Annotated in this window: 25 protein-coding genes; 13 read left to right on the top strand and 12 right to left on the bottom strand. The window is 68.5% G+C overall.

Features of this window, described 5'->3' with window-relative positions; translation table 11 throughout:
• From IWC96_RS02460 to IWC96_RS02445, 4 genes are all read right to left on the bottom strand, one after another.
• A partial coding sequence (locus tag IWC96_RS02460; protein WP_196838292.1) for a hypothetical protein occupies positions 1-338 on the bottom strand: 338 nt, incomplete at its 3' end.
• Positions 339-418: 80 nt separating this feature from the next.
• On the bottom strand, positions 419-1180 hold the full coding sequence (locus IWC96_RS02455; RefSeq protein ID WP_196838294.1) for an ABC transporter permease: 762 nt from the start codon (positions 1178-1180) through the stop codon (positions 419-421).
• A 14-nt stretch (positions 1181-1194) separates the two neighbouring features.
• Positions 1195-1953, bottom strand: a complete 759-nt coding sequence (locus IWC96_RS02450) for an ABC transporter ATP-binding protein (protein ID WP_021698423.1) — start codon at positions 1951-1953, stop codon at positions 1195-1197.
• A gap of 84 nt (positions 1954-2037) precedes the next feature.
• Positions 2038-2376, bottom strand: coding sequence for a hypothetical protein (locus tag IWC96_RS02445; protein ID WP_021698424.1), 339 nt, complete (start codon positions 2374-2376; stop codon positions 2038-2040).
• 129 nt (positions 2377-2505) lie between these two features.
• Between IWC96_RS02445 and IWC96_RS02440 the strand changes: the two genes are divergently transcribed.
• From IWC96_RS02440 to hisS, 6 genes are all read left to right on the top strand, one after another.
• The gene (locus tag IWC96_RS02440) at positions 2506-3270 is read left to right on the top strand and encodes an electron transfer flavoprotein subunit beta/FixA family protein (RefSeq protein WP_045319362.1); all 765 of its coding nucleotides are present in this window, start codon (positions 2506-2508) and stop codon (positions 3268-3270) included.
• Positions 3270-4202, top strand: coding sequence for an electron transfer flavoprotein subunit alpha/FixB family protein (locus tag IWC96_RS02435; protein WP_196838291.1), 933 nt, complete (start codon positions 3270-3272; stop codon positions 4200-4202). The genes IWC96_RS02440 and IWC96_RS02435 overlap by 1 nt, the downstream gene beginning before the upstream one ends.
• Before the next feature lie 109 nt (positions 4203-4311).
• On the top strand, positions 4312-5190 hold the full coding sequence (locus IWC96_RS02430; protein ID WP_021698427.1) for a 3-hydroxybutyryl-CoA dehydrogenase: 879 nt from the start codon (positions 4312-4314) through the stop codon (positions 5188-5190).
• Complete coding sequence (locus tag IWC96_RS02425) at positions 5187-5771, top strand: phthalate transporter (RefSeq protein ID WP_196838290.1); 585 nt, start codon at positions 5187-5189, stop codon at positions 5769-5771. The genes IWC96_RS02430 and IWC96_RS02425 overlap by 4 nt, the downstream gene beginning before the upstream one ends.
• 101 nt (positions 5772-5872) lie before the next feature.
• Positions 5873-7111, top strand: coding sequence for a DUF418 domain-containing protein (locus tag IWC96_RS02420; protein WP_021698429.1), 1239 nt, complete (start codon positions 5873-5875; stop codon positions 7109-7111).
• Between the two features lie 142 nt (positions 7112-7253).
• The gene (gene hisS, locus IWC96_RS02415; protein ID WP_021698430.1) at positions 7254-8744 is read left to right on the top strand and encodes a histidine--tRNA ligase; all 1491 of its coding nucleotides are present in this window, start codon (positions 7254-7256) and stop codon (positions 8742-8744) included.
• Positions 8745-9142: 398 nt separating this feature from the next.
• On the opposite strand, the gene IWC96_RS02410 is transcribed toward hisS, so the two are convergent.
• On the bottom strand, positions 9143-11263 hold the full coding sequence (locus tag IWC96_RS02410; protein WP_021698431.1) for a M13 family metallopeptidase: 2121 nt from the start codon (positions 11261-11263) through the stop codon (positions 9143-9145).
• Positions 11264-11423: 160 nt separating this feature from the next.
• Between IWC96_RS02410 and IWC96_RS02405 the strand changes: the two genes are divergently transcribed.
• Positions 11424-13235, top strand: a complete 1812-nt coding sequence (locus IWC96_RS02405) for a cation:proton antiporter (RefSeq protein ID WP_196838289.1) — start codon at positions 11424-11426, stop codon at positions 13233-13235.
• A 3-nt stretch (positions 13236-13238) separates the two neighbouring features.
• Here the strand turns inward: IWC96_RS02405 and IWC96_RS02400 are convergent, their stop codons facing one another.
• On the bottom strand, positions 13239-13763 hold the full coding sequence (locus IWC96_RS02400) for a PH domain-containing protein (RefSeq protein ID WP_021698433.1): 525 nt from the start codon (positions 13761-13763) through the stop codon (positions 13239-13241).
• A 289-nt stretch (positions 13764-14052) separates the two neighbouring features.
• Here IWC96_RS02400 and IWC96_RS02395 point away from each other — a divergent pair, with 289 nt between their 5' ends.
• A complete protein-coding gene (locus tag IWC96_RS02395; protein ID WP_021698434.1) occupies positions 14053-14718 on the top strand; it encodes a TetR/AcrR family transcriptional regulator in 666 nt (221 codons plus the stop codon).
• Positions 14719-14830: 112 nt separating this feature from the next.
• A complete protein-coding gene (locus IWC96_RS02390; RefSeq protein ID WP_021698435.1) occupies positions 14831-15430 on the top strand; it encodes an EipA family protein in 600 nt (199 codons plus the stop codon).
• Between the two features lie 177 nt (positions 15431-15607).
• On the opposite strand, the gene IWC96_RS02385 is transcribed toward IWC96_RS02390, so the two are convergent.
• Both IWC96_RS02385 and IWC96_RS02380 read right to left on the bottom strand, forming a co-directional pair.
• On the bottom strand, positions 15608-16471 hold the full coding sequence (locus IWC96_RS02385) for an NAD-dependent epimerase/dehydratase family protein (RefSeq protein WP_196838288.1): 864 nt from the start codon (positions 16469-16471) through the stop codon (positions 15608-15610).
• Between the two features lie 6 nt (positions 16472-16477).
• Positions 16478-17707, bottom strand: a complete 1230-nt coding sequence (locus IWC96_RS02380; RefSeq protein ID WP_196838287.1) for an NAD-dependent epimerase/dehydratase family protein — start codon at positions 17705-17707, stop codon at positions 16478-16480.
• Between the two features lie 223 nt (positions 17708-17930).
• Between IWC96_RS02380 and IWC96_RS02375 the strand changes: the two genes are divergently transcribed.
• The 3 genes from IWC96_RS02375 (at position 17931) to IWC96_RS02365 (ending at position 19614) form a co-directional block, all read left to right on the top strand.
• Positions 17931-18137, top strand: coding sequence for a DUF2093 domain-containing protein (locus tag IWC96_RS02375; protein WP_021697453.1), 207 nt, complete (start codon positions 17931-17933; stop codon positions 18135-18137).
• Positions 18134-18976, top strand: a complete 843-nt coding sequence (locus tag IWC96_RS02370) for a M23 family metallopeptidase (RefSeq protein ID WP_196838286.1) — start codon at positions 18134-18136, stop codon at positions 18974-18976. Before IWC96_RS02375 ends, IWC96_RS02370 begins: the two co-directional genes overlap by 4 nt.
• A gap of 128 nt (positions 18977-19104) precedes the next feature.
• Positions 19105-19614 carry a response regulator gene (locus IWC96_RS02365; protein WP_045319050.1) on the top strand — a complete coding sequence of 170 codons (510 nt, stop codon included), beginning with the start codon at positions 19105-19107 and terminating at the stop codon, positions 19612-19614.
• Here IWC96_RS02365 and IWC96_RS02360 read toward each other — a convergent pair.
• Both IWC96_RS02360 and IWC96_RS02355 read right to left on the bottom strand, forming a co-directional pair.
• Positions 19557-20543, bottom strand: coding sequence for a lysophospholipid acyltransferase family protein (locus IWC96_RS02360; RefSeq protein ID WP_021697450.1), 987 nt, complete (start codon positions 20541-20543; stop codon positions 19557-19559). The genes IWC96_RS02365 and IWC96_RS02360 overlap by 58 nt on opposite strands.
• Positions 20533-21303: an SDR family NAD(P)-dependent oxidoreductase gene (locus IWC96_RS02355; RefSeq protein ID WP_021697449.1), complete on the bottom strand. Its 771-nt coding sequence runs from the start codon at positions 21301-21303 to the stop codon at positions 20533-20535. Before IWC96_RS02355 ends, IWC96_RS02360 begins: the two co-directional genes overlap by 11 nt.
• Positions 21304-21399: 96 nt before the next feature.
• Between IWC96_RS02355 and IWC96_RS02350 the strand changes: the two genes are divergently transcribed.
• Positions 21400-22674 carry an EAL domain-containing protein gene (locus tag IWC96_RS02350; protein ID WP_021697448.1) on the top strand — a complete coding sequence of 425 codons (1275 nt, stop codon included), beginning with the start codon at positions 21400-21402 and terminating at the stop codon, positions 22672-22674.
• Between the two features lie 133 nt (positions 22675-22807).
• Here IWC96_RS02350 and IWC96_RS02345 read toward each other — a convergent pair whose 3' ends face one another.
• Both IWC96_RS02345 and IWC96_RS02340 read right to left on the bottom strand, forming a co-directional pair.
• The gene (locus IWC96_RS02345; protein WP_021697446.1) at positions 22808-23407 is read right to left on the bottom strand and encodes a mobile mystery protein B; all 600 of its coding nucleotides are present in this window, start codon (positions 23405-23407) and stop codon (positions 22808-22810) included.
• Positions 23404-23865, bottom strand: a complete 462-nt coding sequence (locus IWC96_RS02340) for a mobile mystery protein A (protein ID WP_045319055.1) — start codon at positions 23863-23865, stop codon at positions 23404-23406. Before IWC96_RS02340 ends, IWC96_RS02345 begins: the two co-directional genes overlap by 4 nt.
• Positions 23866-24403 lie beyond the last annotated feature (538 nt).

Here is a 24403-nt window from a genome sequence, read left to right as displayed (position 1 = left end):
TGTCCGCCGGCGGACACCGGGGTCGAGCCGAAGGCGTTGGCGGGCGTCAGGCTCTGGGGAAAGGTTCGGGCGGAAGCGGTGTAGTCGGGCAGCACGCTGGGCTGGATCTGCAGCGGCGCCGGCGGGCCCACGTCGCTTGTCCGGGCGTCGGCGGCGGGCCGCTGTTGGGCGCGCGGCGCCTCGGCCTTGCCGGGCCAGCTGAGCATGCGCAGACCCGCCTGACCGCTGGGGCTTTGATTCCCGGCGCTCTGGGCGTCCGCCGACGAGGCCGTGAAGACCAGGCCGGCCGCCAGCAGACCCGAACACAGGATGCTGTGGTTCCCTCGTCGTGGCGCCATGGCCGAAGCCCCCTGGAGATCATGGCCGCATCATCGGCCGGACAGGGGGCGAGGCTAGGCTCCACGGCCTTAACCCGTCGCTAACGGAGGCCCCGATTTCCGCCCCGCCGACGCAGCACCGCGCGCTCGATCCCGCCGATCAGCGCGTTCAGCGCCACCCCCATCAGGGCCAGACAGGTCAGGGCGGCCAGAAGCTCGGCGGTGCGCAGCCGGTTTCCCGCCTCCAGCAGACGCCAGGCCAGCCCCTGGGTCTGACCCGTGCCCGAGACGAACTCGGCCACCACCGCCCCGATCACCGCCAGGCCCGCCGCCACCCGCAGCCCCTCCAGGGCGAAGGGCGCGGCGGCGGGCACGCGCAGCCGCCACAGCCTTTGCCACGGCGATGCGCCATAGAGGTCGAACAGCCGCTCCAGATCCGGGTCCGCCGATTTCAGCCCCGTCAGCACGCCCGAAAACAGAGGGAAGAAGGCCACCGTGGCCGCCAGCGCCACCACCGCCCGGTCGGCGTTGTCCAGCCCGGCCCAGATCAGTACCAGCGGCGCGATGGCCACCACCGGCGTCACCTGAAGCGTCACCGCCAGCGGCCGCACCGCCCGCTCCGCCGTGGGGTTCAGGGACACCGTCAGGGCGAGGGCCGTGGCGGCCAGCCCCGCCACCATCAGCGCCTGCAGCGCCATCCAGAAGGTGGCCCAGGCCGAGGCGGCCAGACGCGGTCCGGTCTCCACCAGCGCCATGAGCACCGCGCTGGGCGGCGGCAGGAAATAGGCGGGCACGGCCAGCGCCCGGCAGGCGATCTCCCACCCCGCCAGCAGCAACGCCAGCAGGATCAGGGGCGCCAACATGTCGCCCGCCCGCCTCACGCCGCCGGCTCCATGGCCGCGTCCAGCGCCGAGGCGATCTGTTCGACGGCGCGGGCGTGGGCCGGGTCCAGGCGATGGCCCGCCGGACGCGGCAGGGCGCCGGGCGTGCTGATCTCGGCGGCGATCCGGCCGTCGACGGCCCGCATCACCAGCACCCGTCCGGCCATGTAGGCGGCCTCCTCCACGTCATGGGTGACGAAGACCACGGCGGGCCGGCGCCGCGCCCACAGGGCGTGAATGTCCTCGATCAGGGCCCGGCGGGTGGCCGAATCCAGCGCCGCGAAGGGCTCATCCAGCAGCAGCAGGTCGGGGTCGGTCACCAGCGCCCGGGCCAGGGACGCGCGCATGGCCATGCCGCCGGACAGCTGATGGGGCCGCGCCCCCGCCCGCTCGCCCAGCCCCACCTGCGCCAGGGCGGTCCGCGCCCGCACATGGGCCTGATCCTTCGATTGCCCGGCAAGGCGCAGGGGCAGGGCCACGTTCTCCACGGCGGCGGCCCAGGGCATCAGGGTGGCGTTCTGGAACACCAGACCGGTGCGGCCCTTGTCCACCCGCCGCTCCACCCGGCCCGCGTCCGGCGTCTCCAGCCCGGCCAGCAGCCGCAGCAGGGTCGACTTGCCGCAGCCCGAGGCCCCGACCACGGCGACGATCTCGCCGCGCGTCACGGCCAGGTCCACCGGGCCGATAGGGCCACGGTCGGCGTGATGGACGACCACCCCGTTCAGCCGGGCGATGAGGGAAGGGTCAGCGGTCATGGACGTCCAGCCCGGTCAGAAGGCCGGACTGTTCCACGGGCCGGGGCGGGACGGAAGCGTCTCCATCAGCCTGCCGGAACGGTTTCAGTCGTCGCGCTGGGCCTCGCGGATGCGCGCGCGCTCCTGCTCGACGGCGTCGCGGCGGGCCGCCTCGCGCGCGGCGATCCGGCGCTCGATCTGGACCAGTTCACTGGCGTTGCGGCGGGAGGCCTCCTCGCGGCTCTCCCCCGGCTGACGACCGGTGATGTCGGGAACATAGATGCGCTGGGCGCAGGTGCGGGTCTCGAGATCGTACCAGCCGCCCCGGGCCTCGCATCGTTCTCCGGGGGCCGTCCAGAAGACGCGGAAGAGCACCACGCCGATCAGGAGCACGGCGAAAATGATCAGAAACAGGAAGCCCAACCGCTTGAAGCTCAGATACACGCGCGAGAATCCCCGGGAAGTTGACTTGGCGTTACGTTGACAGGCCGTGACGGCCGTTCCATGTGCTGCCGCACCAATAAGGCCGCGGCCGGGCGGCTTTCCAGACCAAAGTTTCAAAAAGGGTTCGGCATGAAGGTTCTTGTCCCCGTCAAACGGGTGATCGACTACAACGTCAAGGCGCGCGTCAAGGCGGACCAGTCGGGCGTCGACCTGGCCAATGTGAAGATGAGCATGAACCCCTTCGACGAGATCGCCGTCGAAGAGGCCGTGCGCCTCAAGGAAGGCAAGGAGCACCACGCCGCCGGCACCGCCGACGAGATCGTGGTCGTCTCCATCGGTCCGAGCCAGGCGCAGGAGACCATCCGCACCGCCCTGGCCATGGGCGCCGACCGGGGCATCCTGATCCAGTCCGACACCGATCTGGAGCCACTGGCCGTGGCCAAGCTGCTGAAAGCGGTGGTCGAGGAAGAGAAGCCCGACCTGGTCCTGATGGGCAAGCAGGCCATCGACGGCGACAACAACGCCGTCGGCCAGATGCTGGCCGCCCTGCTGGACTGGCCCCAGGGCACCTTCGCCTCCAAGCTGGAGATCAAGGACGGCAAGGCCGTGGTGACCCGTGAGATCGACGGCGGGCTGCAGACCCTGGCCTCGACCCTGCCGGCGGTGGTGACCACCGACCTGCGCCTGAACACCCCGCGCTACGCCTCCCTGCCCAACATCATGAAGGCCAAGAAGAAGGAGATCGCCATGAAGGCGGTCGCCGACTACGGCGTCGACACGGCGCCGCGCCTCAAGGTGCTGAAGGTCACCGAGCCGCCCAAGCGCTCGGCCGGCATCAAGGTGGCCGACGCCGCCGAACTGGTGGCCAAGCTCAAGTCCGAAGGAGTCCTGTAATGGCCGTTCTCGTCATCGCCGATCACGACAACGCCCACGTGCGCGACACCACCCACAAGACCGTCGCCGCCGCCGCGCAGTTGAACGCGGGCGACATCGACATCCTGGTGGTGGGCCAGGGCGCCCAGGCCGCCGCCGACGCCGCTGCGAAGATCTCGGGCGTGCGCAAGGTGCTGCTGGCCGAGTCCGCCGAACTGGGCAAGACCATCGCCGAGGCCGTCGAGGCCGTGGTGGTCCCCATGGCCGGGGACTATGACGCCATCCTGTCGCCCGCCTCGTCGGACGGCAAGAATTTCGCCCCGCGCATCGCCGCCAAACTGGACGTGGCCCCCATCTCCGACATCATCGAGGTGGTCTCCGGCGACACCTTCACGCGGCCCATCTATGCGGGCAACGCGCTGGAGACGATCCAGAGCTCGGACAAGACCAAGGTCATCACCGTGCGCCCCACCGCCTTCACGGCGGCGGAAGAAGGCGGCTCGGCCAAGGTCGAGACCATCAAGGGCGCCGACGCGGCCAAGACCGACTTCGTCGGCGAGGAAATGGTCAAGTCCGACCGTCCCGAGCTGGGCGCGGCCAGGATCGTGGTCTCCGGCGGCCGGGCCCTGGGCTCGGCGGACGAGTTCCACGCCGTGATGGACCCGCTGGCCGACAAGCTGGGCGCCGCCGTCGGCGCCAGCCGCGCCGCCGTGGACGCGGGCTACGCCCCCAACGACTATCAGGTGGGCCAGACCGGCAAGGTCGTGGCGCCGGAGCTCTACATCGCCATCGGCATCTCGGGCGCCATCCAGCACCTGGCCGGCATGAAGGACTCCAAGATCATCGTGGCCATCAACAAGGACGCCGACGCCCCCATCTTCCAGGTGGCGGACTATGGCATCGTCGGCGATTACAAGACGGTGATCCCCGAGCTGATGAAGGCGTTGGGCTGAACCTTCGAACACCCTGACGGGGGAAAGGGCCTTCCCGGCCCGCCCCCGCTTGGCGTAAGACAGCCGTCCGCGCGTTTCCGCGCGATCGGTTCAAGAGGCGTTCGACCGCATGGTTGAAATCAGGACGGTGGCCGTCATCGGCGCAGGCCAGATGGGCATGGGCATCGCCCATGTGGTGGCTCTCGGCGGCTATGACGTCAGGCTTTACGACGTGGGCGCGGACAAGCTGCCCGCCGCCATCGGCGCCATCGGCGCCAGCATGGCCCGCCAGGTCTCGCGTGGGACCGTGACGGCGGCCGACGCCGACGCGGGCCTGGCCCGCATCCTCCCCATCGAGACCCTGGCCGAAGCCGGAACCGCCGATCTGGTGATCGAGGCCGCGACCGAGGACGAGGCCATCAAGAAGTCGGTCTTCCGCGACCTGACCCCGCACCTGGGCGCCCATACCCTGCTGGCCTCCAACACCTCGTCCATCTCCATCACGCGGCTGGCCTCGGTCACCGACCGGCCCGAGCGGTTCATCGGCCTGCACTTCATGAAGCCGGCCCCCGCCATGAAGCTGGTGGAGCTGATCCGCGGCATCGCCACCTCGGGCGAGACCTATGACATCGCCGTGGCCTTCGCCGAGGCCCTGGGCAAGACCACCACCGAGTCCGAGGACTTCCCCGCCTTCATCGTCAACCGCATCCTGGCGCCGATGATGAACGAGGCGGTCTACACCCTGTACGAAGGCGTGGGGAACGTCACCGCCATCGACACGGCCCTGAAGCTGGGCGCCAACCATCCCATGGGGCCGCTGGAGCTGGCCGACTTCATGGGCCTGGATGTGGTGCTGGCCATCATGAACGTGCTGTACGAGGGCCTCGGCGACAGCAAATACCGCCCCTGCCCGCTGCTGGTGAAATATGTCGAGGCCGGCTGGCTGGGCAAGAAGACCGGCCGGGGCTTCTATGACTATTCCGGCGCAACCCCGGTTCCGACCCGATGAAACGCGATCTGAAGGACATCCGCGACGTGGGCGATCTGCCCGGTCAGGCGCCGATCAAGTGGCGCGGCTCGCCGGGCCTGTGGGCCCTGCTGGGGGGTCTGGCGGCGGTGGCCTGGCCGCCGCTGATCCTGACCCTGCCGCTGATGCCGCCGTCGCAGATCAGCTTCGGCTTCGACATGGACTGGCGGCTGCAGGTTCTGATCGCAGGCGTCATCGCGGTGCCGCTGGGCATGTACATGCTGGCGCGCGAGCGTGAACGGTCGGGTTCCCCGTCCACCCGTCTGGGGGTGATCTGGCGTTTCCTGCTCTACGGAGGCTTGCTGGCGGCGGTGCTGCAGATTCTGACGGCCCTGGTGATGATGGGTCTTCGCTGGGTGGAGGCGGGCGCCCTGGCGCAAAGCCTGGGCGCGGCCGAGACCACCCTGCTGATCTATGGCGTGGCGGGACTGCCGCTGGCCATGCTGATCGGCCTCAGCTACGCCCTGTGGGCGGGGCTGTGCGTGGCCCTGATCGCCTTCACGCCCAAGCCCCCGCCGGTGCGCCCGCGCGCCGGCCTGCTGGGCGAAACCGAAGGCGTCTAGGCCCCGCCGCCGCGGAATCATTACAGTCCTTTCATGAATCCCGGCTTGCCGATCGGGCGGATCGAGGCGACCCTCCCGCGCGAATGTCTGGGAGGGGCGACATGACCGAAACAGCCGTCAACACATCAGAGCGCGATCCCGTCGCCGAGCCCGCGCCCGTGCGCACATCCGACCGGCTGTTCAGCCTGGACGTGGTGCGCGGCTTCGCCGTGCTGGGCATTCTGGCGGTCAACGCCATCACCTTCGCCATGCCTGAACCGGTCATGATGAATCCGTCGCTGCAGCCCGGCGGACTGGAAGGCGAGGCGGCGGCGGCCTGGCAGACCATGCATGTGTTCTTCCAGGACAAGATGCGCACCCTGTTCTCCATGCTGTTCGGGGCGTCGCTGTTCCTCATCGGCGGCGAACGCAGCGACCTGACGCGCGGCAAGCTGCTCAGGAAGCGCCTGTTCTGGCTTGGGCTGTTCGGCCTGGCTCACGGCCTGTTCTTCTGGTTCGGCGACATCCTGCTGCTCTACGCCCTGACCGGGCTCGTGGTCCTGCTGGTGCGGTCCTGGAGTGCGAAGCGGCTGCTGATCGTGGGGGTCGCGCTGAACGTGACCCTGTCGGCGCTTTATGTGGGCGCCATCGCCCTGATGCGCATGGCGCCGCCCGAGGCTCTGGCGGACATGAACTGGGACGCCTCGCCCCAGCGGATCGCGGAAATGATCGCCGAATATCAGGGCACGGCCCTCGAAACGACGCTGACCCTGATGGGCAGTTGGGTGTCGGTGGTTCCGTTCATGGCCATCGGTTTCATTCCGGCGACCGCGGCCCTGATGATGATCGGCATGGGACTCTACAAGAGCGGCTTCCTGGCCGGCCGCGCACCCGCGTGGGTGTATGGGCTGTTCATCGCCCTGGGGGCCGGATCCGTGTGGCTGATCCACGGAGAAAGCTCGGCCGTGATCGCCGCCGGTTTCCCCATGGTGGAGACCCTGATGCGCCCGGCCAACACCTTCCTGTCGCCGCTGGTGTCGCTGGCCTACGCCAGCGCCCTGATCCTGCTGGCGCGGTTCGGGCTGAAGCTGATCCTGACGCCGCTGGCCAGGGCCGGGCAGATGGCCTTCACCAACTACCTGACCCAGACCCTGATCATGACCACCATATTCTACGGCGGGCGCGGCCTGGGCTATTTCGGCCAGGTGGGCTGGCCCGAGATGTGGATGTTCATCATCGGCATCTGGGTGGTGCAGCTGATCTGGTCGCCCCTGTGGCTGTCGCGGTTCACCATGGGGCCGCTGGAATGGGTGTGGCGCCGCCTGACCTACGGAAAAGGCGTGGCGCTCAAGCGGGCTTAAGGCGCGCTATCGCTCGCCGCGCGGCGGCTCGCTGCTTGAGCGCATGTTTGTGCGCTAACGCTCGCCGCGCGGCGGCTCGCTGCTTGAGCGCGCGGGGAGCCTGACCATTGTCGCGGGGGACGTGATGGCGTAATCGCGCGCCATGACATCCCCCGCCGACACCACCACCGAACCCGTCCGTCCCGAAGCGCGCGCGCCGCGCGGATTCCAGGACCGGCGCGGTCACGACCTGGTGGCCGAGCGCCGCATCGTCCAGGCGGTGTCCGAGGTCTACGAGCGTTGGGGCTTCGAGCCGCTGGAGACCTCGGCCTTCGAATACGCCGACGCCCTCGGCAAATTCCTCCCGGACGCCGACCGCCCCAACGAAGGCGTGTTCGCCCTGCAGGACGATGACGATCAGTGGATGGCCCTGCGCTATGACCTGACCGCGCCCCTGGCCCGGTTCGCGGCCCAGACCTGGGAGACCCTGCCCAAGCCGTTCCGCCGCTACGCCTTCGGGCCCGTCTGGCGCAACGAGAAGCCCGGCCCCGGCCGTTTCCGCGAGTTCGTCCAGTGCGACGCCGACACCGTGGGCTCGGACCGGCCCGAGGCGGACGCCGAGATCATCGCCATGGCCGTCGAGGGTCTGCAGGCCGCGGGCCTCGCGCCCGGTCAGGCCGTGATCAAGATCGCCAGCCGCAAGCTGGTCAACGGCGTGCTTCAGGCTGCTGGCGTGACCGAACAGGGCCAGACCCTGGCGGTGCTGCGCGCGGTGGACAAGCTGGACCGGCTGGGCCCCGACGGGGTGAAGCTGCTGCTGGGCGAAGGCCGTCTGGACGACTCCGGCGACTTCACCAGGGGCGCCGGGCTGAATACGAAAGGCGTCGACGCCGTGCTGGCCTTCCTGGCGGTTCAGGCCGGGTCTCGCGACAGCGTGCTGAACGCCCTGGACGCCGTGGTCGGCGGCACCGAAGCGGGGGCCGAGGGCCTGAACGAACTGGGCCGCATCAGCGCCGCGCTGAAGGCCATGGGCGTGGCCGACGAAGCCGCCGGCATCGATCCCTCGGTGGTGCGCGGGCTGGAGTACTACACCGGCGCCGTGTTCGAGGCCGAGCTGCTGCTGGACACCACCGACGACAAGGGCCGTCCGGTGCGCTTCGGCTCCATCGGCGGCGGCGGACGCTATGACGATCTGGTGGCCCGCTTCACCGGCGAGCGCACGCCGGCCACGGGCTTCTCCTTCGGCGTGTCGCGCCTGGTCTCGGCCCTGCGCGCGGCGGGCCAGGACCCCGCCGGGGACGCCCGCGGCCCGGTGGTCATCATCGCCTTCTCCGAAGACGACATGGCCCACTATTTCGCCGCCGCGTCAGAGCTGCGCGGCGCCGGGATCGCGGCCGAGGTCTATCTGGGCAAGGCGGGCATGAAGGCCCAGATGAAGTACGCTGACCGGCGCGGCGCCCCCGCCGCCGTCATCATGGGCGGCGACGAGATCGCGGCGGGCAAGGTCACCATCAAGGATCTGGACCTGGGCCGCGAACTGGCTCGCAAGGTCGCCGATAACGACGCCTGGCGCAGCGAACGGCCGGGCCAGTCGCTGGTGGATCGCGCCGATCTGACGGCCACGGTGCGGGCGATTCTGGATCACGGCAAATAACCTTCACCATTGCGTGGGTTATCAGCGATCACCTTGCTTTTGCCCGGCTTTTCAAGGCTGCGGCGGCTTGACGCGCCCGCAATTTTGGCGTTTTGTTGCACTTGTGTGAAGCACGGCGCGCCTTCGGGCGAGCTGATGGTTCTCCGGCGTTTCGGGGAGGAAGCGCCCGCTCCGACAGAGAGCGAGAAGACCCGCCGCGATGTATCCCCCGCGGCGGGTTTTTTCTGTCTGGGACTCATCTTTGGTGCGCTAACGCTCGGCTCGCGGAGCCTCGCTGCTTGAGCGCGCGCCTCCGCTCATCCCGGCGAAGGCCGGGATGAGCGGGAGAACAACCTCACCCACGAAAAAGGGCCGGAGCGTCGCCGCTCCGGCCCTTCCTCAGTTCGCTTTGACGCGCCTTACCAGAGGCGGACCCGGTCTTCCGGCGCCACGTAGTAGCGGTCGCCCGGCTGCACGTCGAAGGCGTCGTACCAGGCGTCCACATTGCGCACCGGCCCGATCACGCGGAACTCGGCGGGCGAGTGCGGGCCCTGGGCCAGCTGCTGGCGCAGGGCGTCGTCGCGGTACAGACCCCGCCACACCTGGGCCCAGCCCAGGAACACGCGCTGGTCGCCGGTGTAGCCGTCCAGAACCGGCGCTTCCTGCCCGTTCAGCGACACCCGGTAGGCTTCCAGGCCCAGGGTCACGCCGGCCAGATCGCCGATGTTCTCGCCCATGGCCAGGGCGCCCTGGATGAAGTGGCCGGGGATCGGCTCATAGGAGTCATACTGGGACCCCAGGATGTTGGTCTGGGCGACGAAGCGGGCGGCGTCCTCTTCCGTCCACCAGTCCTCCAGACGGCCGTCGCCGTCGGACTTGCGACCCTGATCGTCGAAGCCGTGGCCGATCTCGTGGCCGATCACGCCGCCGATGGCGCCGTAGTTGACCGCCGGGTCGCCGTCGGGATCGAAGAACGGCGGCTGCAGGATCGCGGCCGGGAAGACGATCTCGTTCTTGGTCGAGGAATAGTAGGCGTTCACCGTCTGGGGCGTCATGAACCATTCGGCGTCGTCCACCGGCCGGCCCAGGCGGTTCAGGTCATAGTTCCAGCGCCACTGCCCCGAGCGGAGGTAGTTGCCGAACAGGTCGCCCGCCTGGATGTCCAGGTCGGAATAGTCACGCCATTCGTCGGGGTAGCCGATCTTGACGCCGAACTTGTCCAGCTTGTCCAGGGCGCGGACGCGGGTCTCCTCGCTCATCCAGTCCAGGTTGCGGATGCGCTCGCCCATGGCGGTCTTCAGGTTCTGGACCAGCTCCTCCATCTGGGCGCGGTGCTCCGGCGGGAACCAGCGGGCCACGTACAGACGACCCAGGGCTTCACCCAGACGACCCTGGGCGAAGCTGACGCCGCGCTTGTCGCGGGGCCGCTGGGCCTGGGCGCCGGTCAGCTCGCGGGAGCGGAACTCCCACTGGGCGTCGCTGAAACGCTCGGACAGATAGGGCGCGGCCTGGTCCACGGTGTGGAAGGCCTGCCAGGCGCGCAGGGTCTCCATGGGCGCCTCGGCGAAGACGCGCGCCATCTCCGGGAAGGCGGTGTTCTGGCTGACCACGAAGCGGTCCTGCTCGCCCAGACCCGCCGCCTCGAAATAGGCGGACCAGTCGAAGCCCGGCGCATAGGCGCTCAGCTCGGCCGTGGACATGGGGTTGTAGGTCAGGTCGCGGTCACGGCTCTGGATGCGGGTCCAATGGGCGGTGGCGATGGCGGTCTCCATCTGCACCACATCGACGGCGGCCTGTTCGGCGTTCTCCCAGCCGGCCATCTCCAGCATGCGGGCCACATAGACCTGATAGGCGGCCAGCTTCTCGGCGAAATTCTCGGCCAGATAATAGTCGCGGTTGGGCAGGCCGATGCCGCCCTGGCTCAGATAGACCGCATAGGCTTCCGGGTCGCGGGCGTCGTCGCTGATGTAGGTCCCCCAGAACGAGCCGCCGGGCGCGCCCTGGGTCGCCCCCATGTAGGCGGCCATGGCGTCATGGCTGTCGACGGCGCGGATGGCGCTCAGCATCGGCTGGATGGGCTGGGCGTCCAGGGCGTTGATGGCCGCCACGTCCATGAAGCTGTTGTAGGCGTCGCGGACCTTGGCTTCGTCGCTGCCGGCGGCGAGATCCTCGGCGGCCGAAATCTCCGCGATCAGCGCCGTCATGCGGTTCTCGGACAGCTGGCTCAGCAGGTCGAACGAGCCGTAGCGGGTGCGGTCGGCCGGGATCTCCAGATTGTCCACATAGGTCCCGTTGGCGTAGCGGAAGAAGTCGTCGCCGGGACGCACGCTGGTGTCGCGGCCTTCCAGGTCGAAGCCCCACGTGCCGTAGCGCGGCGTCTCGATGCTCTCATAGCCCGTGGCGCCCAGCTGCGGCGCCTGGAACAGCGACACCACCGTGCACGACTGGTTCATGCACTCGTGGTCGTGGCCGTCATCGGCCATGGCGGCGGCGGGCAGCAGCAGGGCGGCGACGGCGGCGCCGATCATCAGTCTTTTCATGGTGTTTCCCACAGGGGTCCCTGAGCCGGGACGAGGTCGGCGCACCATAGGGGTCCGGACCGCCCCCCGAACCTAAAAAAAAGTTCATCCAACCCTCGGCCGCTCTCGCATCGACGCGCGCGATGCCCTTTAGATGGTCGTTCTGACAAGGTGAGGCTGGATGGCGGCGGAACACGCGGGCGAATACAAGGATCTGGTGGTTTTCCTGGCCGCCGCCGGGGTGCTGGTGCCCATCTTCAGCCGGTTCAAGGTCAGCCCCGTGCTGGGCTTCCTGGCCGCGGGCGTGCTGCTGGGCCCCGACGGCCTGGGCCGGTTCGCCGACGTGGCGCCCTGGGTCGAGTGGCTGACCATCACCGACCGGGCGGACATGGCCGTGCTGGCCGAGCTGGGCGTGGCCTTCCTGCTGTTCATGATCGGGCTCGAGCTGTCGTGGGGGCGGCTGAAGACCATGCGGCGCATGGTGTTCGGTCTGGGCGTGGCCCAGATTCTGGCCTGCACCGCCGCCCTGTCCGCCCTGTTCCTGCTGCTCGGCCAGACCCTGGACACGGCGCTGGTGGCGGGCATGGCCCTGGCGCTGTCGTCCACGGCCATCGTGCTGCCGGTCCTGGCCGAACGGAACCGCATGGGCGCGGGCGCGGGCCGGGCGACCTTCTCGATCCTGCTGGCCCAGGATCTGGCGGTGGCGCCGCTGCTGATCACCGTCACGGTGCTGGCGGCCCTGTCCGCCACGGCCGAGGGCGGGCTGCATCCCGCCGCCATCGGCACGGCCCTTCTGACCCTGGGTCCCGCCGCCCTGGGGGTCGGACTGATCGTCATTCTGGGCCGGCTGGTGCTGCGCCCCCTGTTCCGCTCCGTGGCCCGGGCCCCGGGGCGCGAGCTGTTCCTGGCCGCCGCCCTGCTGATCGTGGTCGGCGGCGGCGTGGCGGCCCAGGCGGCGGGCCTGTCCATGGGCCTGGGCGCCCTGATCGCGGGGCTTTTGCTGGCCGAAACCGAGTACCGGCGCGAGGTCGAGCTGGCCATCGAGCCTTTCAAGGGCCTGCTGCTGGGCGTTTTCTTCGTCAGCGTCGGCATCGGCCTGGATCTCGACGCCGTGTTCGCCGAGCCGCTGCGCATCCTGTCGCTGGCCCTGGGACTGGTGGTCATCAAGGCGGCGGTGATCTTCACCCTGGCGCGCGTTGCGGGACTGAAGTCGCGCCAGGCCCTGGAGACCGCGCTCGTGCTGGGACCGGCCGGCGAGTTCGCCTTCGTCATTCTCAGCGCCGGGGTGGCCGAGGGCGTGGCCTCCCCCGCCTTCATCCAGTCGGTGCTGGTGTCCGCCACCCTGACCATGTTCGCCATCCCGCTGCTGGCCGGCATCGGCGCGCGCATCACGCGCCGCCCGCGTCGTCTGGAGAATGAGGATGAGGTGGAGCAGGCGCCGGAGCTGACCCCGCCCGAGAGCACGGTGCTGATCGTCGGTTTCGGCCGGGTGGGACAGCTGGTGGCCGAGATGCTGAAGGCCCATGATCAGAGCTACATCGCCATCGATTCCAACTCCAGGGCCGTGACCGCCGCCCGCCGCAAGGGCGAGCCGGTCTATTATGGCGACGCCGCCAATCCGGAGATGCTGAAGCTGTGCGGCGTGGACGGCATCCGGGCCCTGGTCATCACCATGGACGCCCCGGGCAAGGTGGACGAGGTGGTGGGGGTGATCCGCACCCTGCGCGAGGATCTGATCATCATCGCCCGGGCCCGCGACGATCGCCATGCGGAGCGCCTGTATGCCCTGGGCGTCACCGACGCGGTGCCGGAGACCATCGAGGCCAGCCTGCAACTGGCCGAGAACACCCTGGTGGATCTGGGCGTGCCCATGGGCCTGGTCCTGGCCTCGGTGCACGAGCGCCGCGATGCGTTCCGGAAATCCTTCCAGGCCGCCATGCCCGAGGCGCGCCGCCGCCCCGCCCGCGCCCTGCGCGCGCGCGCGCCCGAGTAGCCGTCAGTCGATCCCGGCGTGCTCGTCGTCCAGGGCGTCCTTGGCGTCCAGCATGGCGCGCTTGAAGCCCAGCGGGTCGGCGATGGTCTTCAGGTGATTGGCGCCCTGCTCGCTGGCGGTCAGGATCAGAATGTCGCCGAAGCCCATGATGCGGCCGATCAGGGTCTGCTCGGTCTTCACGTCGTTCAGCTTCTCCAGGAGGCTGTCGGACACCTTCTTGTTCAGCACCCCTTCCATCTGGATGATGCGGCGGCTGGTCATGACGTTCATCTGATTGCGCCAGACCAGATGCTCCCAGATCCAGCCGAACAGCGGGATCACGGCCAGGCCCGCCACCCACATCCAGCGGTCGTCACCCGCGTGGGTGGTTCGGTAAAGCCAGACCGCCCCCGCCACCATGGCCCAGAAGGTCAGGGCCCACCACATGGTCCTGAACACGCGCACGATCCAGTGCCGCCGGGTGATGCGCATGATGACCTCGTCATCGCTCAGCACCTTCTTCAGATAGCCTGTCGCCCGATGGGCCATGGCCGCCTCCCTCCCCCGAATTGTCATTAACTATGCGGGTTCAGCGCGCGAACCGCCAGACGGGTTGTCCACCGGCAAAACCTTTTCATTAACCTGTGGAACGCATTTTGGTCACCCTTGCGTGGTCAAAACAGCGCTCCGATCAGCCTGGTGACAATAAGTCACTGAATTTATTCGAAATAACCGATAAAAGTTCCGAGAGCTCAAATATCGAGGAGCCTCGTTCGAACGTGACCGGGGGGGGTTACCGGTTCGGGCCGCAGCGCCCAAGCGTAGAGTGACAGTGAGTATGCGAGAGTCTTCCCTGAACGCACCCTTCGAGCCCGTCGACCAACCCGCCGACGGTCCCCGCCTCAATCGCCGCCAGGCCGCCAAGGTGCGCACGCGCCAGAAGGTGCTGGACGCCGCCCGGGATCTGTTCTCGGAGCGCGGCTATGACCCGGCGACCATCCGCGACATCGCCAAGGGCGCGGGCATGTCCACCGGCGCGGTCTTCGCCAATTTCCAGGACAAGGCTGAGCTGTTCGAAGCCGTTCTGGCCGAGAACATGGAGCGCCTGACCGAGGTCGTGCGCGCTTCCGCCGCCTCGTCCGGTCCGGTCAAGGAGCGCCTGACCACGGCGCTGGACGCCGGCTATCATCACACCATGGGCCACCTGCCCCTGATGCAGGCCATCGTCGCCCGGTCGTGGTTCCAGCCCCAGCAGGCCGAACAGCGCGCCCGCGGCTTCACCAAGGGCCTGCTGTCGGTGATCGGCGAAGTGCTGCGCGACGGCGTCCGCTCCGGCGAGCTCAAGCAGGACGTGGACACCCGTCTGGTGGGCGACATGGTGTGGGATTCCTGGCTGACCAACTATCGTGGCGCGGCCTATGACGGCTGGGACGAAAAGGCCCTTTCCGAGCGCCTGTCGCGTCAGCTGGACGTGATCCTGGCCGGCGCCGCCGCCAAGGGCTGACGCCGTCTCGGGTGCGGCGCCTTACCGCGCCGTTAACCCTGTGGCCGTAGATGCGCCGTAAAAACCGGGGAAGTTCGGGACTGATCCTGATTCCCCGCTGACGGAGCCGCCCATGCAACGCCGCCAACTGATCCTTTCCGGTCTCGCCGCCGGCGCCGTGGGCGCCTGCGCCACCCGCCAGCCGGCCGATCCCAACTATCCGATCCATTCAGACGCCACGGCCCCCGCCTACACCTTCGACGAGCTCGTTTCGGCCGGTTCGCGCGAACTGGGCATCGCCGCCGAAGCCATCGGCGCGGCCATCGAGCGGGTGTTCGCCGACCAGGGCGACCGCCCCACCGGCTACATCGCCGGCGAGGAAGGCTCGGGCGCGGCCGCCGTCGGCCTCCGCTACGGCCGCGGCGCCCTGCACATGAAGGATCTCAGCGCCTCCCAGGAGGTGTTCTGGCAGGGCATTTCCGTGGGCTGGGACTTCGGCGGCAACGCCAGCCGGGTGTTCACCCTGGTCTACGGCCTGTTCCACCCCGACATGCTGTACCGCCGCTACCCCGGCGTCGAAGGCACGGCCTATCTGATCGCTGGCCTCGGCGTGAACTACCAGCAGGCCGACGGCATCGTCCTGGCCCCCATCCGCACCGGCGTCGGCCTGCGCCTCGGCGCCAATGTCGGCACCATGGCCTACAGCCGCCAGCGCAACCTGCTGCCTTTCTGAGTTCCCTCTCCCGTCGGGAGAGGGCTGCGCGCACGGATGCGCCAGCATCCGTCCTTCGCGCGCAGGGTGAGGGTCGGGCGGTCGCCTTCTGATACGGCCGCCCCTCATCCCCCGCGCAAGAACGACGCCGCTACGCGGCTTCGTGCGCGGGTCCCCCTTCTCCCAGCGGGAGAAGGATCACCCTTGCGCCAGTATCGCCTCGATCCCCTCGCGGTAGCTGGCGAAGGCCGGCCGCCAGCCCAGCTCGGCCTTGGCGCGGGCGTTGGAGACGCGCTTGGAGTCCAGATAGAACCGCCGCATGGTCTCGCTGACCGACGGATCGGTCCAGTCGGTCTCGGGCGGCGGCTCCAGCCCCATGCGGCGCGCAGTCCATTCCGTCACCACGTCGGCGGGCGCCGGCTCATCATCAGCCAGATTGTAGAGCCCGCCCGGGCGGGGCCGCGCCATGGAGGCGAACAGGCCCGAGGCGGCGTCGTCCACATGGATGCGGTTGAAGATCTGGCCCGGCTTGCGCACCAGCCGCGCCGTGCCCGCCCTCAGCCGGTCCACCGGCGAGCGGCCCGGACCATAGATGCCGGGCAGGCGGAAGATCTGGATCGTCAGGCCCAGGCCCGGTCCGGCCTCCAGCCACTCCCGCTCGGCCCGCACCCGCCGGGCGCCCTGGATGCTGGCGGCGTTCAGCGGATCGTCCTCGAACACCCAGCCGCCGGCACGGTCGCCATACACGGCGGTGGACGACACATAGCCGATCCAGTCGGGATAGGCGCCCGCCGCCGCCAGGGCCGGCAGCAGCACCCGCGCCCCGGGGCATCCGCGCGCATCAGGCGGAGCGGCGATGACGATGGCGTGGGCCTCCGCCGCCGAACGCGCCAGGGCTTCGGCGTCTTCCGGATCGAGCGCGGCCACGCCCTTCGCCTCAAGCGCCTGTCGCCGCTCAGCTGAACGAGAGGTCAGAACCGCCCGCGCGCCCTCGGTTTCCGCGCGCCGCGCGATGGCCTCCCCCAGATAGCCGCCGCCGAAGACAAGGACCGTGCGTGACAAGGCGGATCAGCTCGCCTGGCGCGTCTCGAGCCGGGTGACCCTGGCCCCCGTCTGATCGCGCGCCGCCTGTTCGCGCGCGGCGTTCCAGTGTGACACGCACGGCACCTTGGACAGGTCGGCCCGGTCGGCGTAGCGGCGGGCGACATCGGTGACTTCGTCCAGCAGACCCTGGGCCAGGGTGATGGGCTTCAGCCCCAGGTCGCGGAACTGATCGTTGGCCACCACCAGCTCGTTCTCGTCCGCCTCCTGGCGCGGGTTCGGCACATTGGCGATCTCGGCGCCGGTCATCTCGGCGATCATGCGGGCCAGGTCGCGCACCCGGTGACTCTCGGTCATCTGGTTCAGGATCTTGACCCGCTCGCCCTGTTTCGGCGCGTTCTTCAGGGCCAGCTCGATGCAGCGCACCGTGTCCTGGATGTGGATGAAGGCCCGGGTCTGGCCGCCCGAACCGTGCACCGTCAGGGGATGGTCCACCGCCGCCTGCATCAGGAAGCGATTCAGCACCGTGCCGTAGTCGCCGTCATAGTCGAAGCGGTTGATCAGGCGCTCGTCCTGGCGGGTCTCCTCGGTCTGGGTGCCCCAGACGATGCCCTGGTGCAGGTCGGTGATCCGCACCCCGTCGTTCTTGGCGTAGAACTGGAACAGCAGGGCGTCCTGGGTCTTGGTCATGTGATAGATCGAGCCCGGGTTCGGCGGGAACAGGATCTCCTGCTCCACCGGGCCGCGGTCGGTCTCGACCGTCACGGTCAGATAGCCTTCCGGAATGGTCAGCCCGGCGGTGGCGTAGCCATAGACCCCCATGGTCCCCAGGTGCGCCAGATGGATGTCCAGCCCGCTCTCCACCATGGCCGCCAGCACATGGTTGGTGGCGTTCAGATTGTTGTCGACGGTGTAGAGCTTGTGCCGCGCCGACTTCATGGAATAGGGCGCGGCGCGCTGTTCGGCGAAGTGGACGATGGCGTCGGGCTTCTCGTCCTTGAGCAGGGCGACGAAGCGGTCGAATTCCTTGCCCAGGGTCAGGTTCTGGAAGCCGATCTCGCGGCCGGAGATTTCCTTCCACGCGGCGATGCGCTCGCCGATGGGCCGGATCGGGGTCAGGGACGACACCTCCAGCTCATTGTCGATGTTCCGGCGTGACAGGTTGTCCACCACCGTCACGTCCCAGCCCCGCGCCGACAAATGCAGGGCGGTCGGCCAGCCGCAGAATCCATCGCCGCCGAGAACAAGTACGCGCATCCGAGACACTTCCCTTGTGGTTGCTGCCGTCTGCCTACCCCATGCGCTTCCCTCTAGGAAGCGTCGGGACAGGCCCGCATCATAGACCGTCATGTGGCCACAACGGGTCAGGCGCGCATTTTGTCGATCATTGTCGCGGGAGCGGCGGGATTCGTGGACGGGTCTCGGAATTTTGAGGCGGCCCGCGACTGACACGCGGCCCTCGCGGCGTTAGACAGGGACCATGAACGCCCATGACCCCAATCTCGACGGCCTGGCCCAGCTTCATTACGGCGACGGCGACTATGTGGTGCTCAAGCCCGGGCGCTTCGTCGTCTGCGCCGTGACGGCCCGCCAGATCCCGCTGGACGCCCTGCGCTACTGGAGCATCGACCTTCAGGAGCCCTATGTGGGTCCGGCCGAGCTGATGGAACGGGCGGTGGCGGCATGATCGCCGCCCGCCGATCCTTCCTGCTGGGCGCCGGCGCCCTGGGCCTGGCCGGACCCGCCTGGTCCCGCGAGGGCCTGGCCCTGGACGGGCGGTTCGTCCAGGGCGGCTTCGCCATGGGCCGCACCTGGCCGCGCGCCATCGTCTTCGTGGACGGCGAGGCCCTGACCACCGCCTCGGCGGCGGGCCTGTTCATCGTCGGCTTCGATCGCGACGCGGCCGCATCGGCCCGGATCGAGGTGCTGTCCGGCGTCCGGCGCGAGAGCCGCGACGTGACCATCGCCCCCGGCGATTTCGCCATCACCCGCATCGACGGCCTCCCGCCCCAGACCGTGACTCCCACCGCGCCCGAGGTCCTGGCCCGCATCCAGCGCGAGGCGGCGCTCAAGACCGAGGGCTTCGCCAGCCGCGCGGACGCCGATCATTTCAACGGCGGCTTCATCCGTCCGCTGGAGACCTGGCGGGTCACCAGCCGCTGGGGCGCCCAGCGCGTCCTCAACGGCACGCCCGCCCGGCCCCACTACGGCATCGACCTGGGCGCGCCGACCGGCACAGTGATCCGCGCCCCCGCCGACGGCCTGGTCACCCTGGCCGAGCCGGACCTGCACTTCGAGGGCGGCCTGACCCTGATCGATCACGGCCAGGGCCTGATCTCGGCCTATCTGCACCAGTCGCGGCTGGACGTGCGTCCCGGCGAGCGGGTGGTTCAGGGCCAGGCCATCGGCCGGGTCGGCGCCAGCGGCCGGGCCACCGGCCCGCACCTGTGCTGGCGTCTGAAATGGCGCGACCGCAACCTTGATCCGAGCCTGCTGGTCGGCGCGGAGGCCCCGCCGCCAGCCTGACAGCGCCGCGACCGGTCATGGTAGCGCTTCCATGATCAAGTTACGCATTCCTGGGGATTTTCTCCCCTCGCGTTTGTGCCTAACTTGCGCGAATCGGCGGGGAGCCGGTGACAGAGGGACACCCCGCGATGGCGGCGATGGAAGCGCTTGAGATTCTGCTGGTGGACGACAACCAGCACATGCGCACGATTGCGGGAGCCATTCTGAAGTCCGCGGGCATCCGTCACATCCACGAGGTGGACGACGGCGCCGAGGCCCTGAAGGTGCTGAATCACCTGCCCATCGACCTGGCCATCGTCGACTTCAACATGTTCCCGCTGGACGGTGTGGAGTTCACCCGCATGGTCCGCAACAGCGCCGACAGCGCCAATCCCTATCTGCCGATCATCATGATGACCGGCCATTCCGAGCGCACGCGGGTGCAGGAGGCGCGCGACGCCGGCGTCACCGAGTTCGTGGTCAAGCCGGTCACCCCCAAGGCGATGCTGGACCGGATTCACGCCGTGATCTTCCACCCCCGCCCCTTCGTGAAGGCGGACGACTATTTCGGCCCCTGCCGCCGCAGGAAGACGCCCGTCGGCTACGCCGGGCCCTTCCGCCGCTCCACCGACGTGGGTTCGGCCTCCAACGTCGCATAGACGTCCTCGGGCCAGCGCTTGTGGGTCCAGAACCATTCTTCCGGCCGCGACCGCACCTGATCCTCGATGAAGCGGGTGATGGCCTGGGTCGCCTCCTCCACGGCCCTGGCCTTGTCGGCGGGGGACGTGGCCGGACGCACCCGCATCTCGGGATGGAAGGTCACCGTCAGGCGGGCCGGGCCTGACCGCTCCACAGTCACAGGAATGATCGGCGCGTCGAACCGCTGGGCCAGGCGGCTGGGGCCCGTGGCGGTGTTCACCGGATGGCCGAAGAAGGCGACCGCCGGCCCCTCGCGGAATTTCTGATCGTTCAGCAGGGCCACCGACTCCCCGCGCTTCATCCCGTCCAGCAGTTCGCGCGCCCCGTCCCCGCCCTTGGCCGCCATCAGCTCCACGCCGTAGCGGGCGCGGCCGTCGATGATCATGCGGTCCACATAGGGGTTGTTGCCCGCCCGATAGGTGATCTGGGTCTTCAGCCCGGTGGAGACGATGGCCGCGGCCATGGCCTCCCAGTTGGAGAAATGGCCCGATACCAGCACCGCCGCCCGGCCGCTGTCGCGGACGGCGTGCAGCCGCTCGGCCCCCACCACTGTCACCCGCCCCGTCGCCGGGGTGATGCGGTCCATGAGCGGAAACTCGGCGAAGGTGCGGCCCGTGCTTTCCCACTGGGCGCGGGACAGGGCGCGGCGCCCGGCCTCGTCCATGTCCGGGAAGGCCAGGCGCAGGTTTCTCTGCACCGTCTTCTCGGTGCTGGTCAGAGGGCCGATCCGCGCCAGCAGCCAGGCGCCGAAGTTGGACGCCGTCTCCACCGGCAGGGCCCGCATCAGGCCGGAATAGGCCGTGAAGGCCGCCGCCTGGGCCAGCCAGCCCAGGCGTTTTCCGGGCGACGGATTGTCGTCCCGGCCGTGAACCGCGCGCCTACCAGGCAATGGTGACCCCGCCGTCGATCACCAGGGTCTGGCCGGTCATGTAGGCGGAGGCGGGCGCCGCCAGATAGACCGCCGCCCCGGCGATCTCGTCCGGCTGGCCGATGCGCTTCAGGGGCGCGGGCTCGGTGACGGTCTTCAGCAGCTCCGGGTTCTCCCACAGGTATTTGGCGAAATCGGTCTGGACCAGGCCCGGGGCGATGCAGTTCACCCGCACGTTGGAGGGCCCCCACTCCACCGCCAGATTGCGCGCCATCTGCATGTCGGCGGCCTTGGACACGTTGTAGGCGCCGATCAGGGCGTTGCCCCTCAGGCCGCCGATGGACGACAGCAGGATGATCGAGCCGTCCTTGCGCTCCAGCATCTGCGGCGCGACCATCTGGATCAGCCAGTGGTTGGAGATGACGTTGTTCTGGAGAATCTTCTCGAACTGCTCGTCCGAGATCCCCGCCATGGGCCCGGCGTAGGGATTGGTGGCGGCGTTGCACACCAGGATGTCGATCTGGCCGAAGGCGGCGTTGGTCTCGTCCACCAGACGCTGCAGGTCCTCCTTCGACGCGATGTTGGCCGGAACGGCGATGGCGCGGCCCTCGCCGTGCTTCGCATTGATGGCCTGGGCGACCTCGTCGCAAGGCCCGGCCTTGCGCGACGAGATGACGACATTGGCGCCGTGATCGGCCATCTGCTCGGCGATGGCCTTGCCTATGCCCTTGGAAGACCCGGTGATGACGGCGGTTTTCCCCGACAAATCGAACAGTTTCATGCGTTAACCTTCTTGTTCCCCTATACGGCACTAGCCGCGGACCCCTGATACCCCGATACTCGGGCGATTCCATCCGGGAAGGCGGCGATCCATCCCATGCGCAAGATCACATCCGGGCTGCTCCTTGCATCCTATCTGTTCCTGGCCCTGACGGTCTCGGCGCTCATCTGGCGCGCGGGCTTCGGGCTGGGCAATGCGACGGCGGCCTTCTTCGGGGCGCTGGGCGTCGGCATGGCCCTGCACGCCCTGGTGACCGGTTCGCTGGACCGCCGCGCCATCCGCCGCGAGGTGGAGGCCGTGCGTCAGGCCCACCGCCTGCTGGCCGACGCCATGGAGAACACCCAGAACGCCCTCAGCGAACTGGCCCAGGCCATCGAGACCGGCGCCCTGTCGCGCACCGAGGAGCTGACCACCGAGGTGCGCATGCTGGAAAGCCTGGTCACCCAGATCAGCGAAGGCCTTGAGGCCAAGCTGGCCGCCGCGCCCGCCCATCCGCCCGGCAGCCTCGAAGCGCGCCTTTATCAGCAGCAGGGCGCCCTGCTGCGCACGGTCCAGGACGCCCTGGCCGACAACCGGGTGGACCTGTACCTGCAGCCGGTGGTCACCCTGCCCCAGCGGCGCACCACCTTCTATGAGAGCTTCACCCGCCTGCGCGACGGCACCGGTCGGGTGCTGATGCCCGCCGAATATCTGTCGGTGGCCGAGGGCGAGGGTCTGGTCCCCGCCATCGACAACCTGCTGCTGTTCCGCTGCGCCCAGATCGTGCGGCGGCTGGCGACGCAGGACCGCAAGGTGGGCGTGTTCTGCAACGTCTCCCTGACCTCGCTGGGCGACGAGACCTTCTTCCCCAAATTCCTCGAGTTCCTCAGCGAGAACCGCGACCTGAAGGACGCCCTGATCTTCGAGCTGGGCCAGGCGGTGTTCGACGCCCGCGGCGCGGTCGAGGCCCGCAACATGGCCAAGCTGGCCGACCTGGGCTTCCGCTTCTCCATCGACAAGGTCCAGACCCTGGATCTGGACTTCACCGATCTGCAGCGCTCCGACGTCAAGTTCGTCAAGATCTCCGCCGACCTGCTGATCGAACAGCTGCTGGACCAGGACGCGGGTGCGGCCCTGCCGTCCCTGCGCGACATCCAGGCCGCCGACTTCGCCGGTCTGGTGCGCCGCTACGGCATGGAGGTCATCGCCGAAAAGGTGGAGACCGAGCGTCAGGTGGTGGACGTGCTGGAGCTGGACATCGCCATGGGCCAGGGCCACCTGTTCGGCGAGCCCCGCGCCATCAAGGAAGCCGTGCTGGCCGAATCGGACGCCCCTTCAGACTTCGTCCGCGACACCCTGCAAAGCGCCGAACGCCGCCGCCGCTTCGCCTGAGGCGTGGGCTCCTGAAATCACCGATCCCACGGGTCCGCTTGCAAGCTTAAGGTCACAGTGTGCTCGCGGTAGGCGGAAATGGTCGTCACATTGCTGCGCAGGATGATGAACAACATCAGCAGCATCAGCAGCATCAGGAGCGCACAAACTCGAGGAGCGGTGCGATGTCATGCGCGTCGGCCGCGCGAAGCGCGGCGACATAGCGTCTGCGGGTTTCGCCCGCATGGACGAGGTTCTCGCCGCCCCAGGTGAAGCGGGGGCGGCCGAGCGACACGAGCAACAGGTCTGTCGCCATACGCGCGAAGCGCCCGTTGCCGTTCGGGAAGGGGTGAATCCAAGTCAGTTTGTGGTGGAAGCGCGCGGCGATTTCGTCAGGCGAAAAGGTCTGGTGGGCGATCCAGAATTGGACGTTGTCGATAAGGCCGCGAAGTTCAGGCTCGACCATGAAGAAGGCGACGCCGATGCGCCGGCCTTGCTGGCGCGTCCACTCGCCTGCCCATCGCCAGACCTTGCCGTACATGCGCTTGTGAAGCGCCCGCATGAAGTCGATGTCGAGGATGCCGCGCTTCTTGCGAAACGCCCAGCCGTCGGCTGCGGCGATGTTGAGGTGTTCTGCCTCGTTCAGTTGGGCGCGGGTCGTGATGTAGGTCGGTATCAGACCGTCCTGCTCATCGGGCGTTAGCGGCGTCGCGGCGTCATCCTGTCCACCGAAAAGGTCATCGTCATCGCTCATGCGTCATCCCAGAGACGACGCATGTCGTTGCGCAGGATGTCGTCGACCAAGCGCTCGCGCTCGAGCGCTAGGTCGTCGGGCGTCATGGCCTGATCCTCGAGGCGCATCGTGTGATGGACGCGGCCAAGTCTGCGGTCTGCGACCTGGCGGGCCCGTTCGCGCACGGTGTCTTCCAGGGGACGGTTGGGCACGAGCGCGTAGACGAGCGTGCAATCAAGTGCGCCGGCGGCCTTGCGCAGCGTCGCCAGGGTAATGGCGTCATCGGCCTCGTTTTGTTCAAAGCGGGTGTAGGTCGATTGGGCGATGCCCATGCGCATCGCCGCCTGCCGCGAACTCATGCCGAGAGCATCGCGGATGGCCCGTATCCACCCGTGCGGCGGCCGCCGGTCACGTTTCAGTGTACGCCAGCCTTTTAGCTGACGGTCCAGGTGTTTGCGTGCGAGGGCTCGCTGGTCCATTTGATGCGCCATAAGCTATCACTTTATAGATATATGATCGTTTATATTGCATCAAACGTCAAGATAATGATGCGCTAAAGCACATCACATATTTATATTATGATCGCCTAAAATGCATCAAATAAATAGATTTCAATAGTCCAAAAGCTATCGGAAACGACCGCCCGGGCGGGACGGCAACGGTGCTCGGGAACGGGCGGGAGACTGGCTACCCGCAAACGCCTCTTTCGACCGCGCCTCGGTCAATGACCGCAAGCGCGAGATGGCCGCCCGGCCCGACTCCTGCTGTTTAAGATCGCGGAACATCGCTAACGCGGCCAAGCCATCTCTCTCCCTATGCGCTTCGCGCAGTTGACGCCTTGCGTCGGCCATGGCCTCCGCTTTGCGATGCACGTCGTCGCGCATCGCTTTGAGCGCCTTGCGGCGCAGCGCGCGGCCAAGCCGGCTGCTCGCCCTCTGGCTGGTGACTTTTGGATGCCCGCTTCCCACCGTAGCGGGGTTCGGGACGTCTGCTCTTCGGCAGGCGCCCCTTCCTTTT

Origin of the sequence: Brevundimonas sp. BAL450 (genome assembly GCF_015767455.1) — a bacterium.
Classification (GTDB): Bacteria; Pseudomonadota; Alphaproteobacteria; order Caulobacterales; family Caulobacteraceae; genus Brevundimonas; species Brevundimonas abyssalis.
This window is presented reverse-complemented; position numbering and strand designations above follow the sequence as displayed.

Bases quoted from the DNA above. Each gene is read 5' to 3' on its own strand.
- IWC96_RS02455 (WP_196838294.1), bottom strand. From the start codon at position 1,180: ATGTTGGCGCCCCTGATCCTGCTGGCGTTGCTGCTGGCGGGGTGGGAG.
- IWC96_RS02450 (WP_021698423.1), bottom strand. From the start codon at position 1,953: ATGACCGCTGACCCTTCCCTCATCGCCCGGCTGAACGGGGTGGTCGTC.
- IWC96_RS02440 (WP_045319362.1), top strand. From the start codon at position 2,506: ATGAAGGTTCTTGTCCCCGTCAAACGGGTGATCGACTACAACGTCAAG.
- IWC96_RS02435 (WP_196838291.1), top strand. From the start codon at position 3,270: ATGGCCGTTCTCGTCATCGCCGATCACGACAACGCCCACGTGCGCGAC.
- IWC96_RS02430 (WP_021698427.1), top strand. From the start codon at position 4,312: ATGGTTGAAATCAGGACGGTGGCCGTCATCGGCGCAGGCCAGATGGGC.
- IWC96_RS02425 (WP_196838290.1), top strand. From the start codon at position 5,187: ATGAAACGCGATCTGAAGGACATCCGCGACGTGGGCGATCTGCCCGGT.
- IWC96_RS02420 (WP_021698429.1), top strand. From the start codon at position 5,873: ATGACCGAAACAGCCGTCAACACATCAGAGCGCGATCCCGTCGCCGAG.
- hisS (WP_021698430.1), top strand. From the start codon at position 7,254: ATGACATCCCCCGCCGACACCACCACCGAACCCGTCCGTCCCGAAGCG.
- IWC96_RS02410 (WP_021698431.1), bottom strand. From the start codon at position 11,263: ATGAAAAGACTGATGATCGGCGCCGCCGTCGCCGCCCTGCTGCTGCCC.
- IWC96_RS02405 (WP_196838289.1), top strand. From the start codon at position 11,424: ATGGCGGCGGAACACGCGGGCGAATACAAGGATCTGGTGGTTTTCCTG.
- IWC96_RS02400 (WP_021698433.1), bottom strand. From the start codon at position 13,763: ATGGCCCATCGGGCGACAGGCTATCTGAAGAAGGTGCTGAGCGATGAC.
- IWC96_RS02395 (WP_021698434.1), top strand. From the start codon at position 14,053: ATGCGAGAGTCTTCCCTGAACGCACCCTTCGAGCCCGTCGACCAACCC.
- IWC96_RS02390 (WP_021698435.1), top strand. From the start codon at position 14,831: ATGCAACGCCGCCAACTGATCCTTTCCGGTCTCGCCGCCGGCGCCGTG.
- IWC96_RS02380 (WP_196838287.1), bottom strand. From the start codon at position 17,707: ATGCGCGTACTTGTTCTCGGCGGCGATGGATTCTGCGGCTGGCCGACC.
- IWC96_RS02375 (WP_021697453.1), top strand. From the start codon at position 17,931: ATGAACGCCCATGACCCCAATCTCGACGGCCTGGCCCAGCTTCATTAC.
- IWC96_RS02370 (WP_196838286.1), top strand. From the start codon at position 18,134: ATGATCGCCGCCCGCCGATCCTTCCTGCTGGGCGCCGGCGCCCTGGGC.
- IWC96_RS02365 (WP_045319050.1), top strand. From the start codon at position 19,105: ATGGCGGCGATGGAAGCGCTTGAGATTCTGCTGGTGGACGACAACCAG.
- IWC96_RS02355 (WP_021697449.1), bottom strand. From the start codon at position 21,303: ATGAAACTGTTCGATTTGTCGGGGAAAACCGCCGTCATCACCGGGTCT.
- IWC96_RS02350 (WP_021697448.1), top strand. From the start codon at position 21,400: ATGCGCAAGATCACATCCGGGCTGCTCCTTGCATCCTATCTGTTCCTG.
- IWC96_RS02345 (WP_021697446.1), bottom strand. From the start codon at position 23,407: ATGAGCGATGACGATGACCTTTTCGGTGGACAGGATGACGCCGCGACG.
- IWC96_RS02340 (WP_045319055.1), bottom strand. From the start codon at position 23,865: ATGGACCAGCGAGCCCTCGCACGCAAACACCTGGACCGTCAGCTAAAA.